We start from the raw sequence: 16,307 nt of genomic DNA on the forward strand, positions 1-16,307 counted from the left end.
CGGCGCTACGTCAGCGCCGGTGCGGTGAGAGGCGGCCGGCGCGCGCGCAGCGCTTGCTCGGCCGCATAGGCCAGCCGCAACAACGTCGCTTCCGAAAACGGCCGGCCAAAAAACTCCAGGCCGACAGGCACGCCCAGTGGGGCGTTAGCGTCCGGTTCGGAAAAGCCAGCCGGGATGACAATGGCCGGGAAGCCCGTTGCAGATGCCAGGACGCCATTGCGTTCGGCCTGGGCTTCGCCCACGGGCACGACCAGGCGGCGCTGGTGCGGGAACGCCAGGGCATCGAGACGGTGCATCGCCATCAGCGCCAGGATGCGCTCGCGCAGGGCCTGCTGACGTTGCAGCCGTTCGCGGTATTCCCCCTCGTTGTCCGCCAGCGCGATGGCGCGGCGCAGCGTCCCGGCAACGCCAGGATGCACGCTTGCCGAAGCAATGATGTCCTCCAGCGAGCGCACTGGGACGCCTGATGGCACGCTGGCAAGGTAGGCGTCGAGATCGGCCTTCATTTCGTAGAGATGCACCAGTGTGTCTTCTAGGAGGGCGTCCGGGCGGATCTGTTCGTCGATCTCGACCAGTTCTGCTCCCTGTGCCTGGATGGCGGCGAGCGCGTGTCGCATGACGGCGTTGACGGCGTGATTCTCATCCGCGTCACCGAAGAATGTGCTCAGCACGCCGATGCGTGCGCCCCTGAGACCGTCGGGGTCCAGTCCGTCCGTGTAGCTGGGCGGGATATGCGAAGCTCCCTGGCTGGTCACCGGATCGGCCGGGTCATAGCCGGCCATCACGTCGAGGAGCATCGCGGCATCCGCCACGGTTCGCGTGATAGGCCCGATGGTGTCCTGCGTCAGCCCACAGGGGACCAGCCCGGCACGGCTTACCAGTCCCATGGTGGGGCGCAGGCCAACGAGGTTGTTCGCCGAAGCCGGGGAACGGATCGAGTTGATGCCATCGGTGCCGATTCCCAACAGGCCGAAGTTGGCCGCGATGCCGGCGCCGGTACCGCCACTGGACCCCCCCGGCGTACGGGTCAGGTCATAGGGGTTCAGTGTCTGCCCCCCAAGGGTGCTGACGGTTTCGCCGCCCGAGGCAAGTTCGTGCAGGTTGGTCTTGGCCAGTACGATGGCGCCTGCCTCGCGCAGCTTGCGCACAATGAAGGCATCCTCCACGGCCAGATTGTCCTGGAGGCAACGCGCGCCTGCGGTGGTCTCGATGCCGGCGCACGCGATGTTGTCCTTGATCAGCACGGGGATGCCGTGCAATGGCGCCAGGGCGGAGGAGGGGCTTGCGGCTGCGCGTGCATCGAGCCGGTCGGCCTCCGCCAGGGCTTCGGCATTGAAGCGTAAAACGCTGTTGATGCGGGGGCCGTGCTGGTCGAAGGCCGCAATCCGGTCCAGGTAGCATTGGACCAGTTGACGCGCAGTCAGCCGGCCTTCACGCATGGCGGCATGCACGCCGGACACGGTGGCTTCCATGACGTCGAGGCCGGTTTCGTTGGAATGTTCCATGAGTATCTGCCATGCGCCCCGTGGTGGAGCGCTGAGGGATTGAAGCTGGACGAATCTTCGAGGAGCGGGGCGCCGCTCCCCACTGGCATTACCGGTTGACCAGCTTTGCCGGCAAGGTCCAGATGGCGAATGCGCCGATCACGAGCATGCCCGCGATCATGTAGTACGCGCTGCTTCCGCTCTGGGTCACATCTCGGAGGTATCCGATCATGTAGCCGCTGGTAAAGCCGGCGAGGTTGCCAATCGAGTTGCTCATGGCAATGGCCGTGGCTGCCGCGGCGCCACTGAGGAATGCCGTGGGAAGCGACCAGAACAGCGGGGTACAGGTGAGGATGCCGGCAGCGGCAATCGACAGGAAGACCAGCGACAGCGCCGTACTGTGCATGATCCAGGGCAGGGCCAGGAAACCGACGGCCCCCATCATGCAGGGCACGATCAGGTGCCAGCGCCGTTCGCGATGCTTGTCGGCGCTCTTGCCGAAGACGTACATGGTGAAAATCGCGGCCACGTACGGGATCGCGCTCAGCAGGCCGATGTGCAGCGGGTCGGAAACGCCTGTCGACTTGATGAACGTCGGCAGCCAGAGTGTGATGCCATACTGGCCGGTGACGTAGCAAAAGCAGATCAGGCTGATCAGCCATACGCGCGGGTCGGTGAAGACCTTGCCTGCGTGGGCCTCGGGGCCAGCGGCCTGGTTGTCCGACGCCTTGGCCGATTCAAGTACCCGCTTCTCGTCGTCGCTGAGCCATTTGGCCTTGCCGATTGAGTTGTCGAGGTAAAAGAAGCAGATGATGCCCAACAGCACAGCGGGCACGGCTTCGATGAAGAACATCCATTGCCAGCCCGCCCAGCCCGCGATGCCGCCCATGCTGCCCATCAGGAACCCGGACAGCGGATTGCCGATGATGCCGGACAGTGGGGAACCCATGCAGTAGATCGCCATGATCTTGGCGCGCCGGTGAGACGGATACCAGCAGGAAAGGTAGTAGACGATGCCAGGCGTGAAGCCCGCTTCGGCCAAGCCCAGCAGGAATCGCAGCGTGTAGAAGCTGGCAGGGGTTTCAACAAACGCGAAACAGGCGGATAGCAGGCCCCACGTCACCATGATGCGGCCGATCCAGATCTTGGCGCCGAACCGATGGAGCGCAAGGTTGCTGGGCACCTCGAACAGAAAGTATCCGATGAAGAAAATGCCGGCGCCAAGGCCGTAGACGGTCTCGCTGAAGCCAAGGTCCTGGGACATCTGGAGCTTGGCAAAGCCGACGTTGACTCGGTCGAGATAGGCAATGAGGAAGCAAAGCATCAGGAACGGCACGAGGCGCCAGCTTACCTTGCGATAAACCGCGTCCTCATACGAACTCACCTTTGCCCCGGCCTGCAGGGTAGTTTCCACGGCGTCTCCTTTGTGTTGTCAGCTACGGCTGTGCTGCTGTGCGGATCCTGATTGCGATCAGTGCTGCGTGGAGCGGGCCTGGGCCGTCCGAGCCTGTGAAGCGCGCTTGCCCTGGTGGGGCGGCCAGTTCGCGGCAAGGCCCTCCCCAGCCTTGCTGATCGAACTGGCACGCCCGGCGCGCTCGCAGTAGCCCGGCGGCCTCTCGTCAGGCGGCAGCCCGGAGGGGCAGGGGGATAGCGTGGGCCGCGAGGTAGTCCATGGCCGCGGCGGTTCCGCTGGAGGCGACGGGAACGCCCGAGATCTTCAGTCCCATCTCGCATCCGGAAAGCGTGGCCATCAGCGTAAGGTCGTTGCAGTCGCCGAGATGGCCGATGCGGAACATCCGGCCCTTCATCTTGCCGAGGGCCGCGCCGAGCGACATGTTGAAGCGTTCGTAGATGACCCGGCGCACGGCGTCCGCATCGATGCCTTCGGGCACCATCACGCCCGTCAGCACCGGGCTGTAGACGGCCGGGTCCGCGCACTGGATCTCGAGGCCCCAGGCTCGCACCGCGCGGCGGCAAGCCTCGGCCAGGCGCTGGTGGCGTGCAAAGACGTTATCGAGCCCTTCCTCGAAGATCATGTCCAGCGCCTCCGACAGGCCATAGAGCAGGTTCGTGCTGGGCGTGTAGGGCCAGTAGCCGGTCTTGTTCATCGCAATGATCTCTTCCCAGTCCCAGAAGCTGCGTGGTAGCCGGGCGGTGCGGGAGGCTTCGATGGCCTTGGGAGAGACGGCGTTGAAACTGATGCCCGGCGGCAACATCAGGCCCTTCTGCGAGCCGGAGACCGTCACGTCCACTCCCCACTCGTCGTGGCGATAGTCAGCGGACCCCAGACCGGAAATCGTATCGACCATCAGCACGGCCGGATGTCGTGCCGCATCGATGGCCTTTCGCACCGCGGCGATGTCCGAGGTGACTCCGGTCGAGGTTTCGTTGTGCACCACGCAGACCGCCTTGATGGCATGGCCGGTGTCCTGGCGCAGGCGAGCCTCGATCATGTCGGCCTGGACACCGCGGCGCCAGCCCTCGATGCCCGGCAGACCGAGGAATTCCGGACGCAGGCCAAGTTTCTCGGCCATCTTCTTCCAGAGGGTGGCGAAGTGGCCGGTTTCGAACATCAGCACCGCGTCGCCAGGACTCAGCGTGTTCGATAACGCGGCCTCCCATGCGCCGGTTCCGGATGCCGGATAAATCACAACAGGGTGCTCGGTCTTGAAGATCTTGCCGATGCCGGCTAACACCTTCAGGCCCAGGGCACCGAATTCGGGGCCGCGATGGTCAATGGTCGGATAGCTGATGGCTCGCAGAATGCGGTCCGGAACCGGGCTGGGTCCAGGGATCTGCAGGAAATGTCGGCCGGCGGGATGGAAGTCGAGTTTCAGCATGTTCTCCTCCTGTTGAATTTTGCATTCAAAATACTTTATCAAATCGGAGCGGTAAGGGAAGAGGGCGGGACAGGAAGAATGTGCGGTGTTTACCCCAAGCGGAAGGCTTCTTGCGTATTGACGGTCATGTGCTACGTGTCTGCTAGAATTTGCGGAAACCACCGTCGTTGGACTTTGTATGCAAGATTCCATCTCTTCAGGTGAGAACTCCCCCACATCCGCCCTCCCAAAGCTTGAGCGGCAACGCCTGCATGACACGGTGGTGGACCATCTGCGCAACTTCATCGTGGAGGGCGTACTGCCGTCCGGCACAAAGCTCAACGAGCGGGAGCTGTGCGAAACGCTTGGCATCTCGCGCACACCACTACGTGAGGCGCTGAAGGTACTCGCGGCGGAAGGGCTGATTGACATCTCGCCCAATCGAGGGGCCACGGTCGCCAGCCTGTCGGCAACGGAGATCCGGGATGTCTTCGAGTTGATGAGCGGCCTGGAAGCGTTCTCGGGCGAACTGGCCTGCGAGCGCATCACGGCCGTGGAGTTCGCCGAGATCAAGGCCTTGCACTACGCGATGCTGGCCTGCCGCGCCCAGGAGGATCTTTCCGGCTACTACAACTACAACCGGCAGATTCATGACCGCATCAACCAGGCCGCACGGAACACCGCGCTTCGCCAGACCTACCTGGCGGTGAACCGCAAGCTACAGGCCCTGCGATTCCGCTCGAACTTCCAGAAGGTAAAGTGGGACAGTGCCATCCGAGACCACGACGAAATGCTCGTGGCGCTGGAAGCAAGGGACGGCAAACGCCTGGCGGCGATTCTTCGCCAACACTTGCTGGACAAGCGCGACGCGGTGCTGCTCATGGAGGCGGGGCAAGCAGGCGCGGCGTCCGTGGCATCAACGGCATGATCGCGGGCCATCGGGGACTGGATCGGCTTCCTACTAGGATAGCCAGCGGTCTGCATGGCGCGGAACTACATCCGTTGGGCGTGAAAGTGGGGCAGCGTCAGCCGACGAGGATCCCAGATGCATGGTGGCCAGCCCCCGGGGTCGCACGCCGGCGCCAATCCGAGGACAGGGCCAAGCTCGGTAGCGAGCGCCACCTCGCTACTGACCGGAGGAGCATCAGTGCTTCGGCACAACTGAGTGCAGGAATTGATGTCCGGGCTGGCTTCGCACCACAGTGTCTGGGAATTTCTGCTCGATTTTCCCCGTTGTAATCCCATACTGCTCGAGTCACCGAAACTCGCGGTGATGCCCTAAGGGCACGCCCAGTTCCGCGGCCGACGCAAAGTTCACGATTTGCTGTCGCTGGCAGGGGCTGCGCATCCAGCCCTCGAACAGAAGGCCGAGTGCTTCCTCGTAGCTGGTACTTCCGCTTTGCACCACACCGACCCTCATCGCGGAAAGAGGACGGACGCCGTGGCGACCACAATTGGCCCAAGACGTCTTCCTACATTATGAAACAGCCATGGAGGGCCGCAGGAATAGTTGGCGCGATCGTTTCCGGGCCAGGCCAGCGCACTTGGCGCAGCGACATCACCTTGTGTAGCGGTGCCTCGCTCGCTGCCAGCCGAGCTCTCACCCGCGCATATTAAGAAACAAGAAAGCTCTGCTTGCTTAAACCCGTGCCTGTTTGGTGATGAATGAGCTACTTCTGGTGCTCCCTTGCTGAAGTCGGCATGACCGTGGCGTCGCCCTCGATGACGACTTTGCCGTTGACCGTGCACACAGTGTTCAGCAAAACGCGCCGCCTTTCCGGAAGCATCTCCCTGACCGTCACGGTCGCGTGCACCGTGTCGCCCGGCTTGACGGGTGCCTTGAAGCGAAGGTTCTGCCCCAGGTAGATTGTGCCTGGGCCCGGCAAGCGCCCGGCGATCGCCGCGGAGATCACGCTGGCGGTCAGCATGCCGTGGGCAATGCGCCCGTTGAACTGGGTGCTGCGCGCGAACTCCTCGTTGATATGGATGGCGTTGTTGTCGCCCGAGGCGGCAGCGAACAGCATGATGTCGGCTTCGGTGATGGTCTTCGCGAAGGAAGCGCTCATGCCGGGTTCGAGGTCTTCGTAGTCATAACCGTTGAGTTGGTTCATCTGGTTGTCTCATGTGTGTTTCGATTGTGTTGGACGACGTCCTCTAGGCCCTCAGTGCTGCTGCCAGTGCGCTCACTTTTAATCAACAAAGGCCTTTTCCAGAACAAAATGGCCGGGATGGCTCATATTGCCTTCGATAAAGCCGCGCGCTTCGAGCATGGTGCGGACTTCCTTGAGCATGTCTGGGCTGCCGCACAGCATGACTCGGTCGTTTTCCGTCGAGAACTCGGGAACATCCAGCCGCTCGAACAGTTCGCGGGTCTCGATCAGCTCTGTAATACGGCCGCGGGTATGGAAGTCCTCGCGGGTGACCGTGGGGAAATAGACTAGCTTCTCTCGCACCAGTTCGCCCAGGTGTTCGTGCTGCGGCAGGTGTTCCAAAATCAGTTCGCGGTAGGCCAGTTCTTCCACAAAGCGGCAGGTATGGGTTAGCACGATCTTGTCGTAGCGCTCATACACTTCGGGATCGCGGATAATCGACAGGAACGGCGCGAGACCGGTGCCGGTGGCGAGCAGCCACAGGGTTTTGCCGGGCAGCAGGTTGTCGACTAGCAGCGTGCCGGTCGGCTTCTTGCCGACAAAAATCTGGTCGCCTTCGCGCAGATGCTGCAGGCGTGAGGTCAGCGGGCCGTCCGGCACCTTGATGCTGAAGAACTCCAGAGTTTCTTCGTAGTTGGCGCTGGCAATGCTGTACGCTCGCAGTAGCGGGCGGCCGTTGACTTCCAGGCCGACCATGGCGAACTGGCCATTCTCGAAGCGGAAGCCCGGATCGCGCGTGCAGGTGAAGCTGAACAGCGTGTCAGTCCAGTGGTGGACGGAAAGTACGGATTGCTGGTTGAGGTTGCTCATGGAAAAACGCCGCAGGGATGACCTCCGGCTGTGAAGAAGCTGAATCGGAAGGTGTTAGCACGAATCAACGGCGGGCGCTGAGCCGCAGCACGCGCCTCGCAGCCCTCACCAATGTTTCTGTTGGCGCGAAGCTGCGCCATTGAACAGCTGGCGCGGACGGCCGATCTTGTACTCCGGATCGGTGATCATCTCTTCCCACTGCGAGATCCAGCCCGGGGTACGCGCCAGGGCGAAGATGCAGGTGAACAGCGAGGTCGGGATGCCCAGCGCGCGCTGCACGATGCCCGAGTAGAAGTCGACGTTCGGGTACAGCTTGCGGCTGACGAAGTATTCGTCTTCCAGCGCGATCTTTTCCAGCTCCATGGCCAGCTTGAACAGCGGGTCATTGTGCAGGCCCAGCTCTTCCAGCACCTCGTGGCAGGTCTCGCGCATCAGCTTGGCGCGCGGGTCGTAGTTCTTGTACACGCGGTGGCCGAAGCCCATCAGGCGCACGCCCGAGTTCTTGTCCTTGACCTGCTTGATGAACTCGCCGATGTTGTCGACGCTGCCGATCTCTTCCAGCATCTTCAGCGCGGCCTCGTTGGCGCCGCCGTGAGCCGGACCCCACAGGCAGGCCACGCCGGCGGCGATGGCGGCGAACGGGTTGGTACCCGACGAGCCGGCCAGGCGCACGGTCGAGGTGGAGGCGTTCTGCTCGTGGTCGGCGTGCAGGATGAAGATACGGTCCAGCGCGCGCTCCAGCACCGGATTGACCTTGTACGGCGCGCACGGCGTGGCGAACATCATCTGCATGAAGTTGCCCGAGTAGGACAGGTCGTTCTGCGGGTAGATGTACGGCTGGCCGATGTTGTACTTGTATGCCATCGCGACCAGGGTCGGCATCTTGGCGATCAGGCGGATCGCGGAGATTTCGCGCTGGTGCGGGTCATCGATGTCCATGGCGTCGTGGTAGAACGCGCTCATGGCGCCCACCAGGCCCGTCAGCACGGCCATCGGGTGGGCATCGCGGCGGAAGCCGCGAAGGAAGAACTGCATCTGCTCGTGAACCATGGTGTGGTTCATCACCGAGTTGACGAACTCTTCCTTCTGCTTGGCGTTGGGCAGCTCGCCCTTCAGCAGCAGGTAGCAGGTCTCGAGGTGGTCGCACTTGGTGGCCAGTTGCTCGATCGGGTAGCCACGGTACAGGAGCTCGCCCTTGTCGCCGTCGATGTAGGTGATCTTCGAATTGCACGAAGCCGTCGACATGAAACCGGGGTCGTAAGTGAACTTGCCGGTCTGGCCGTACAGTTTGCGAATATCGATCACGTCCGGGCCTACGGTGCCCTTGTAGATCGGCAGCTCGACGCTGGGGGAACCATCGGAGAACGATAGCGTGGCTGTCACTTCGGATGGGGTCATCTCTATTCCTCTACAGAAAGCTGGTCATTGCAGGAAGACAGTACCGGACACATCGGACGCTACTAATGGTCCAGGAGATACTTCGGGGATACTTCGGGGATGCGGCCACTACGATAGTTTCCGGCCAAGCGTTTCAGGCACCATCGCCAGCCCGAGCAGCGAAACCAGTCCACAGCCCATCAGGTAGAACGCCGGTGCATTGGGGCTGCCCGTCAGGTGGATCAGCACGGTAGAGAACAGCTGGGCGAAGCCGCCGAATACCGCGATGGCCACGTAGTAAGTCACGGCCATGCCGGTGGCGCGCAGGCGCTGCGGCAGCACCTCGCTCACCAGCACCAGCGTAGCGGGAGACGTCATCCCCATCGGAATGGCGAGGCAGGCGACCACCACCAGCAGGCAGGGCAGGGAGGGGAAGGCGTTGAGCAGCGCAAACGCCGGGTAGGCCATCAGCAGCAGCGCGATACGCGTCCACCACACCATCTTGCGGCGGCCAATCCGGTCGCTCATCCAGCCGGCGATGGGGCCGAACACCACCATCATCGCAGCGGCCACGAAGCCGGCCCAGACCGCGTCACCGCGCGGGATTCCCAACTGGAACGAAGCATAGTTGGGCAGGTAGTAGGCGATCAGGTGCACGGCCGCGGCCAGGCCGGTCATCAGCAGCACGCTGGCGGCCAGCTCGCGCCGGTGCTGGCGCATCAGCTGCCATCCTGCTGATGCCGCCTTCTTGCCACGCGGGGCCGGGGTCAGGGTTTCCTCCAGGCGGCGACGGATGATCTGCCCGATGGGGATCACCAGGATGCCGATCAGGAAGGCAATGCGCCAGCCCCAGGACTCGAGCGCGGAAGGGGAAAGCGAATGGCTGAGCGCAAGCGCCACCAGTGCCGCGAATACCGCGGCGACGCCCTGGCTGGCCGTCTGCCAGCTGGTGTAGAAGCCGCGCGACCGCTCATCGGCGTATTCCAGCAGCATGGCGCTGGCAGAGCCCATCTCGCCGCCGATCGCAAAGCCCTGGACCAGGCGCGCCACGATCATCAGCACGGGCGCGATGATGCCAAGCTGCGCATACGGCGGCGTGACCACCAGGATCAGCGCACTGAGGGCCATCAGCCACATCGAGAGCAGCACAGCCGGCTTGCGGCCGCGGCGGTCGGCATAGGCACCGATCACCAGCCCGCCGAGCGGGCGCATCAGGTAGCCCGCGCCGAAGGTGCCGAAGGACAGCAACAGCTGGCCGAGCGGATTCCCCACGGGGAAGTACAGCGGAATGATCAGGGTGGCAAAGAAGTTGTACACCCCTGAGTCATACAGCTCCAGGGCGCCGCCGATGGTGATGGCCGTGATCGCGGATGCCTTGGACATTGGCTTGGCCTTGTCCTTGGTTTGCGCGGGCACGTTGGGTGGCGCGACCATGGTCGTGGGATCGATGGGCATGTTTGTCTCCTGGCGCCGCGGACTCCTTCTGGTATTCCGCTTTGCCATCTATGTATTTATAGATCTGCTACGGGGCCGGGCACATCCATATGGCGGCCCGGTCGTTCATGTGGCATTCATGCCGCCACGCTCGGCTTACTCTCCTCGCACTGTTCCTGCGGGTTGCGCCACTGCGCCACCAGTCGTTCCCACCTGGTGCGCGTGGCGGCCAGGTTGCGGGCCCGGACGTGGCCGAAGCCGCGGATTTCCTGCGGGAGCTTGGCGATTTCCAGGGCCAGGTCCAGCTTCTGCTTCGACAGCGCATGCAGCAGTTCCTCGACGCAGCGGCGGTATTCGCCGATGAGCGCGCGCTCTTCCTTGCGCTCGGCGGTGTAGCCGAACGGGTCGAACGCCGTGCCGCGCAGGCCCTTGAACCTGGCCAGCACGCCGAAGGCAGTGCGCATCCACGGGCCATACGTTCCCTTGACGAGTTCGCCCTTCTCGTTCTTCTTGGCGAACAGCGGCGGCGCAAGGTGATGCACCAGGCGAACATTGCCTTCGAACATCTCTTCAATCTGCTTGCGGAAGGCGGCGCCGGTATGCAGGCGCGCGACTTCGTACTCATCCTTGTAGGCCATCAGCTTGAACAAGGAGCGGGCCACCGCTTCCGTGAGCCGGCTGCCGCCGATGGCTTGCTCGGCCGTCTTGACCTTGCCGACAAACGCCTCGTACTGCGCGGCGTAGGCGCGGTTCTGGTAGCCGGTCAGGAACTCCGCGTGCTTGCGCATGAGATCCTCCACCGACGGCTTGCGGGCGAACTGGATCACCTGGGCGTCGGCAGAGCGCACCGGCACCTGGCTCAGGTCGTGCGCGCACAGGCGCCCCCATTCGAACGCAGCCTTGTTGCTTTCCACCTGCACGCCGTTGAGTTCGATGGCGCGCATCAGTGCCTCGTGCGACAGCGGCACCGTGCCCTTCTGCCAGGCGTAGCCAAGCATCAGCAGGTTGGCGAAGATCGACTGGCCGAGCAGTTGCGTGGCCACCTTCTCGGCATCGAAGGTGCCGAGCTGGCCCGGCCCGATGGCCTGCGTGATCCGGCCCACGGCCTGCTCGGCCTCGGGCTGCCAGTCCGGGTTGTTCACGAAGGCGGCGGTCGGCGTGAGGTGGCTGTTCAGCACCACGTAGGTCCGCTCGGGCGACATCGTCGCCAGCGTCGTCTTGCTGGCGGCCACCACCGTATCGCAGGCGATCACCAGGTCCGCCATGGCAATATCGACGCGGCTCGCGTGCAGTGCCTCGGGGCTCGCCGCGATCTGGATATGGCTCCAGGTGGCGCCGCCCATCTGCGCCATGCCGGTCGCATCCTGGGTGATCACGCCCTTGCCTTCCAGGTGCGCGGCCATGCCGAGCACGCCGCCGATGGTGACGATGCCCGTGCCGCCGATGCCGGCCACCACGATGCGCCGCGGCGTGCCGGCATCAGGCAGCGTCGGCGCAGGAATGGCCCCGGGAGCGGGAAGCTGGCCCTTGCCGGAGGCGGCAGGCTTCTTCAGTTGGCCGCCCTCGACGGTGACAAAGCTCGGGCAGAAGCCCTTGGTGCAGGAGAAATCCTTGTTGCAGGTGTTCTGGTTGACCGTGCGCTTGCGCCCGAACTCGGTCTCGACCGGCTGCACCGCCAGGCAGTTGCTCTCTACGGAACAGTCGCCGCAGCCTTCGCAGACCAGCTCGTTGATGACCACGCGCTTGTCCGGATCGGCCATGGTGCCGCGCTTGCGCTCGCGGCGCTTCTTGGTGGCGCAGGTCTGGTCGTAGATGATGACGGTGACGCCGGCCACTTCGCGCAGCTCGCGCTGCACGGTATCGAGTTCGTCGCGATGGCGCACCGTGACCCCCTGGGCCAGGTTGTTGACCGCCGCGTACTTGCCCGGCTCGTCGGTCACCACCACGATCTGCCTGGCGCCTTCGGCGGCAAGCTCACGCGTCATGGCGGGCACGTCGAGCTGCCCGTCCACCGGCTGGCCGCCGGTCATGGCCACGGCGCTGTTGAACAGGATCTTGTAGGTGAGGTTGACGCCGGCGTGGATCGACTGGCGCACGGCCAGCAGGCCGGAGTGGTTGTAGGTGCCGTCGCCGAGGTTGGCGAACATGTGGGAGCGCTTGCTGAACGACGACTGTCCCATCCAGTGCACGCCTTCGCCACCCATCTGCGACCACGACGTGGTCGAACGGTCCATCCACGTCACCATGCCGTGGCAGCCGATGCCGGCCATGGCAATCGAGCCTTCCGGCACCTTGGTGCTGGTGTTGTGCGGGCAGCCGGGGCAGAACCACGGCAGGCGGTCGGTGCCGCGCGCATCGCCCTGGGCGGTCGCACGCTCCTTCGCCTCGATCTCCTTCAAGCGCACATCCATGCGAGCGGCCACGTCGGCCGGCACGCCCAGCACCTTGAGCCGGCGCGCGATTGCCTTGGCCACCAGGGCCGGCGACAGGTCCGCCTTGGCGCGCAGCAGCCAGTCCTCGCGGGGCTGGCCGTGGCTCCATTCGCCGCCGGCGCCCTCGCTGTGGTCGTACTTGCCGAACACAGCCGGCCGTGCCTCGGGGCGACAGTGGTACAGCTCGTCCTTGAGCTGCTGCTCGATGATGGGGCGCTTTTCCTCGACCACCAGCACTTCGCGCAGACCCTGCGCGAACTCGCGCACGCCGGCCGGCTCCAGCGGCCACACCACGCTGACCTTGTGCACGCGGATGCCCAGGCTGCGGCACATGGCGTCGTCCAGGCCCAGGTCGAGCAGCGCCTGGCGTGTGTCCGCGTAGGCCTTGCCGCTGGCAATGATGCCCAGGCGGTCGTTCGGGCCTTCCACCACGTTCCGGTTGAGCCGGTTGGCGCGCACATAGGCCAGCGCCGCCGGCCACTTGTACTCCATCATGCGCGCCTCGGCCCCCAGCGGGTCATCCGGCCAGCGGATATGCAGGCCGCCTTCGGGCATGGCGAAGTCCTCGGGCAGCACGATGCGCACGCGGTCGGCGTCGGTCACCACCGAGGATCCGGATTCGACCACTTCCTGCACCGTCTTCATGCCGGCCCACAGACCGCTGAAGCGGCTCATGGCGAAGGCATGCACGCCCAGGTCCAGGATGTCCTGGACACTGGAAGGAAAGAACTCCGGCAGCCCGCACGCCATGAAGGTATGGTCGCTCTGGTGCGCCAAGGTGCTGCTCTTGGAGACATGGTCGTCGCCGGCCAGCGCGATCACGCCGCCCAGCGGCGCGGTGCCGGCCAGGTTGGCGTGCTTGAGCGCGTCGCCGCTGCGGTCCACGCCCGGGCCCTTGCCATACCAGATGCCGAACACGCCGTCGTACTTCTTGCTGGCGGCATCGAACTCCAGCTGCTGTGATCCCCACACCGCGGTCACGCCCAGTTCCTCGTTGACGCCGGGCTTGAAGACCACATGGTTGTCGGCCAGGTACTTCTTGGCTTGCCACATGGCCTGGTCATAGCTGCCCAGCGGCGAGCCGCGGTAGCCGGAGATGAACGCGGCGGTGTTGTGGCCGGCCATGGCATCGCGCTTGCGCTGCAGCAACGGCAGGCGCACCAGCGCCTGCACGCCGCTCATGAAGGCTCGGCCGGATTCCAGCGCGTACTTGTCGTCGATCGAGACGGCTTCCATGGCCTTGCGGGCGTCGTTGGGGAGAAGAGGGGCGTTCATAGGACGGAATTAGCCAGTGGTATCTGAAGGCGGGGCGACGGCACCTGCCGGGCCTCGGGTTCTCTGGCGGCGTGTTCGCCACCCGGATGGTTGTCGCGCACGAACAGCGAGTGATCCGCAATCTTCTCCAGGGGGGCGCGACCTTTACGTAGTCCCTCCTTGATCACTCGGCGCAATTTGCGACAAGCACCGTTGTGAAGACGATAGACACTGCCCACGACGATGTCAACGAACTTCTATATAGGACTTTCATGGGGGGAGTAGTGGTTTTCTCGGGGGTTGCCTTGATTTTCCTTGACTATCTGCCTGTCGATTCCATACATTGCACTCAACACCTATACAGGAGTTGATCAAATGCTCAGAGCCATCGTACTCAACCCGGCCGACAACGTGGCCACCCTGCTGGGCGCCGGCCGTGCCGGCGAATCCTGCGAGCTGCAAGGAGAGGCGTCGGGGCAACTGGTGCTGCTGCAAGACGTCCCGTTCGGGCACAAGGTCTGCATCGCACCCACCTCGCAAGGCGTCGAAATCCTGAAGTACGGCCAGATCATCGGCCGCGCGAGCCAGCCGGTCAGCGCTGGTGAACACATGCATGTCCACAACATCGAGTCGGCGCGCGCTCGCGGCGACCTGCAAAAGAGGTAAGACAGATGGCAACCACCTTCCTTGGCTACCCGCGCGAAAACGGCACCGTCGGCGTGCGCAACTGGGTCGCGGTGATCTCCGTGATGGACAACTGCAACCCGGTGACGCGGACCATCGCCCGCACCGTGAACGGCTGCATTCCGGTGACCACGCTGTTCGTGCGCGGACAGTTCGGCGCGGATCTCGATTTCGCCTTCGAGTCGCTGGCGGGCCTCGGGCGCAATCCCAATATCGGTGCGGTGCTGTTGGTTGGCCTGGAGCCGTCGTCCACGGCGGAAGTCGCGCGTCGCATCGAGGCCACCGGCAAGCCCGTGGAGCGGGTCCACTTGCAGCCGCACGGCACGGTGCAGTGCATCGCCGACGGCACGCGTAAGGCCGCGCGCCTGTCGCTGGCCGCATCGCGTGCGCGCCGCGTGCCCTGTCCGGTCTCCTCGCTGGTGATCGGCGTGGAATGCGGTGGCTCGGATACCACCTCGGGCCTGAGCTGCAACCCGGCCATCGGCCGCATGGCTGACCAGATCATTGCCGAGGGCGGCACCGTCATCATTTCCGAGACTTCGGAGTTCATCGGCGCTGACCACCTGTTTGCCGAGCGCGCCGTGGATGCCCGCGTGCGCGAGGCCTTTGTCACCGCTGTGCGCAATATGGAGAACCTGGCCATCGCACGCGGCGTCGACATGCGTGAGGACCAGCCCTCGCCTGACAACAAGCGTGGCGGCCTGACCACGGTGGAAGAAAAAGCGCTGGGCGCCATGGCCAAGGCCGGCAAGAGCCCGCTGGTGGGTGTGCTGCGCTATGGCGAGGCACCGCAGCAGAAGGGCCTGCATTTCATGGATGCCCCGGCGGCAGCCGTGGAAAACCTCACTGCGCTGGCCGCCGGCGGGTGCCAGCTCACCTTCTTCGGTACCGGAGTGGGTAATCCGATCGGCAGCATGGTGGCACCGACGGTCAAGGTGTGCGGCAACGTCAACACGCTCGACACCATGGCCGACAACATCGATTTCGACGTGAGCGGAATCCTGGAGCGCGGAGAGAAGATCTCCGATGTTGGCGAGCGGCTGTTTGCCTACGCCATGGACGTGGCGTCCGGCACGCGGCTGACCAGCGAGGTGCTCGATATCCGTGAGACCGCGATCAGTCGCTTCGCACTGAGCCTCTGAGCCCCTGAGCCCCTGAGCAACCATGACAAAGCTCAACAGCGTCTCCGACGCGATCATTCATTCGATCGAATCCGGCACACTGCGCGAAGGCGACCGCCTGCCCTCCGAGGGCGAGCTGGCCACCCTGCACGGTGTGAGCGTGGGCACCATCCAGAAGGCGCTCACTCGGCTGACGCACTCCGGACTGATCACACGCGAGCAGGGACGTGGCACCTTCGTCTCGGGCACGCGAGTGGCGCCCGCTGACGTGCGCTACCTGCGCTTCCGCGACGAAGAGGGCAACGAGCTGCCGTCCTATGTCCATGCGCGCTCGGTCAAGCGCATCAAGCGCAAGGGGCCGTGGTCGGAGTTTCTTGCCGGCGACGGCTACGTGCGCATCGAGCGCGTGATCACGGTCGGCGGCCGCTTTGACCTGTACAGCGAGTTCTGGCTGCGCGAGGAAGACTTCGCCCAGCTGGGCGGCCTGGACCGCGAGGCGCTGGAGAAGAACCTGCGCGAGCTGATCGGCCAGCGGCTGTCGCTGCCGACGCTGCGCGTGGACCAGTGGGTCCGCTTCGGCGCGCCGCCCGCGACAGCCGCGCGCGAGCTGGGTCTCGAGCCGGATGCACCGGCATTCATCATGGAAATGCGCGGCTACACCCTGCGTGATCAGCCGCTCTACTACCAGTCGGTCTACGCCGCCCCGTTCTCGGAGCGGCTGATGATCGTGCGGGAGAAGTAG

The 16,307-nt window shown here is 64.3% G+C and carries 12 protein-coding genes; 4 read left to right on the forward strand and 8 right to left on the reverse strand.

Features of this window, described 5'->3' with window-relative positions; all coding sequences use genetic code 11:
- Window positions 1-5: 5 nt before the first annotated feature.
- The 3 genes from AC1Z3O_RS09530 to AC1Z3O_RS09540 all read right to left on the reverse strand — a co-directional run bounded on the left by AC1Z3O_RS09530 (window position 6) and on the right by AC1Z3O_RS09540 (window position 4,324).
- Window positions 6-1,505, reverse strand: coding sequence for an amidase family protein (locus AC1Z3O_RS09530; protein WP_483515453.1), 1,500 nt, complete (start codon window positions 1,503-1,505; stop codon window positions 6-8).
- Window positions 1,506-1,593: 88 nt separating this feature from the next.
- Window positions 1,594-2,898, reverse strand: a complete 1,305-nt coding sequence (locus AC1Z3O_RS09535) for an MFS transporter (protein WP_483515455.1) — start codon at window positions 2,896-2,898, stop codon at window positions 1,594-1,596.
- A gap of 205 nt (window positions 2,899-3,103) precedes the next feature.
- Window positions 3,104-4,324, reverse strand: coding sequence for a pyridoxal-phosphate-dependent aminotransferase family protein (locus AC1Z3O_RS09540; protein ID WP_483515457.1), 1,221 nt, complete (start codon window positions 4,322-4,324; stop codon window positions 3,104-3,106).
- 178 nt (window positions 4,325-4,502) lie between these two features.
- Between AC1Z3O_RS09540 and AC1Z3O_RS09545 the strand changes: the two genes are divergently transcribed.
- Complete coding sequence (locus AC1Z3O_RS09545) at window positions 4,503-5,231, forward strand: GntR family transcriptional regulator (protein WP_483515459.1); 729 nt, start codon at window positions 4,503-4,505, stop codon at window positions 5,229-5,231.
- Window positions 5,232-5,973: 742 nt separating this feature from the next.
- On the opposite strand, the gene AC1Z3O_RS09550 is transcribed toward AC1Z3O_RS09545, so the two are convergent.
- From AC1Z3O_RS09550 to AC1Z3O_RS09570, 5 genes are all read right to left on the reverse strand, one after another.
- Window positions 5,974-6,414, reverse strand: coding sequence for a MaoC family dehydratase (locus AC1Z3O_RS09550; RefSeq protein WP_483515460.1), 441 nt, complete (start codon window positions 6,412-6,414; stop codon window positions 5,974-5,976).
- Window positions 6,415-6,492: 78 nt separating this feature from the next.
- Window positions 6,493-7,263, reverse strand: a complete 771-nt coding sequence (locus AC1Z3O_RS09555) for a ferredoxin--NADP reductase (protein ID WP_483515462.1) — start codon at window positions 7,261-7,263, stop codon at window positions 6,493-6,495.
- Window positions 7,264-7,368: 105 nt separating this feature from the next.
- Complete coding sequence (gltA, locus tag AC1Z3O_RS09560) at window positions 7,369-8,661, reverse strand: citrate synthase (RefSeq protein WP_483515464.1); 1,293 nt, start codon at window positions 8,659-8,661, stop codon at window positions 7,369-7,371.
- A 108-nt stretch (window positions 8,662-8,769) separates the two neighbouring features.
- A complete protein-coding gene (locus AC1Z3O_RS09565) occupies window positions 8,770-10,095 on the reverse strand; it encodes an MFS transporter (protein ID WP_483515466.1) in 1,326 nt (441 codons plus the stop codon).
- Between the two features lie 116 nt (window positions 10,096-10,211).
- Window positions 10,212-13,781 carry an indolepyruvate ferredoxin oxidoreductase family protein gene (locus AC1Z3O_RS09570; protein ID WP_483515468.1) on the reverse strand — a complete coding sequence of 1,190 codons (3,570 nt, stop codon included), beginning with the start codon at window positions 13,779-13,781 and terminating at the stop codon, window positions 10,212-10,214.
- 354 nt (window positions 13,782-14,135) lie between these two features.
- Between AC1Z3O_RS09570 and AC1Z3O_RS09575 the strand changes: the two genes are divergently transcribed.
- Genes AC1Z3O_RS09575 through AC1Z3O_RS09585 form a run of 3 tightly spaced genes read left to right on the forward strand, consistent with a single transcriptional unit; the run spans window position 14,136 to window position 16,307 of the window.
- The gene (locus tag AC1Z3O_RS09575) at window positions 14,136-14,426 is read left to right on the forward strand and encodes a UxaA family hydrolase (RefSeq protein ID WP_483515470.1); all 291 of its coding nucleotides are present in this window, start codon (window positions 14,136-14,138) and stop codon (window positions 14,424-14,426) included.
- A 5-nt stretch (window positions 14,427-14,431) separates the two neighbouring features.
- A complete protein-coding gene (locus AC1Z3O_RS09580; protein ID WP_483515472.1) occupies window positions 14,432-15,586 on the forward strand; it encodes a UxaA family hydrolase in 1,155 nt (384 codons plus the stop codon).
- Window positions 15,587-15,608: 22 nt separating this feature from the next.
- Window positions 15,609-16,307, forward strand: a complete 699-nt coding sequence (locus AC1Z3O_RS09585) for a GntR family transcriptional regulator (protein ID WP_483515474.1) — start codon at window positions 15,609-15,611, stop codon at window positions 16,305-16,307.

The sequence above is a fragment of the Cupriavidus sp. 09_S30 genome (assembly GCF_056930435.1).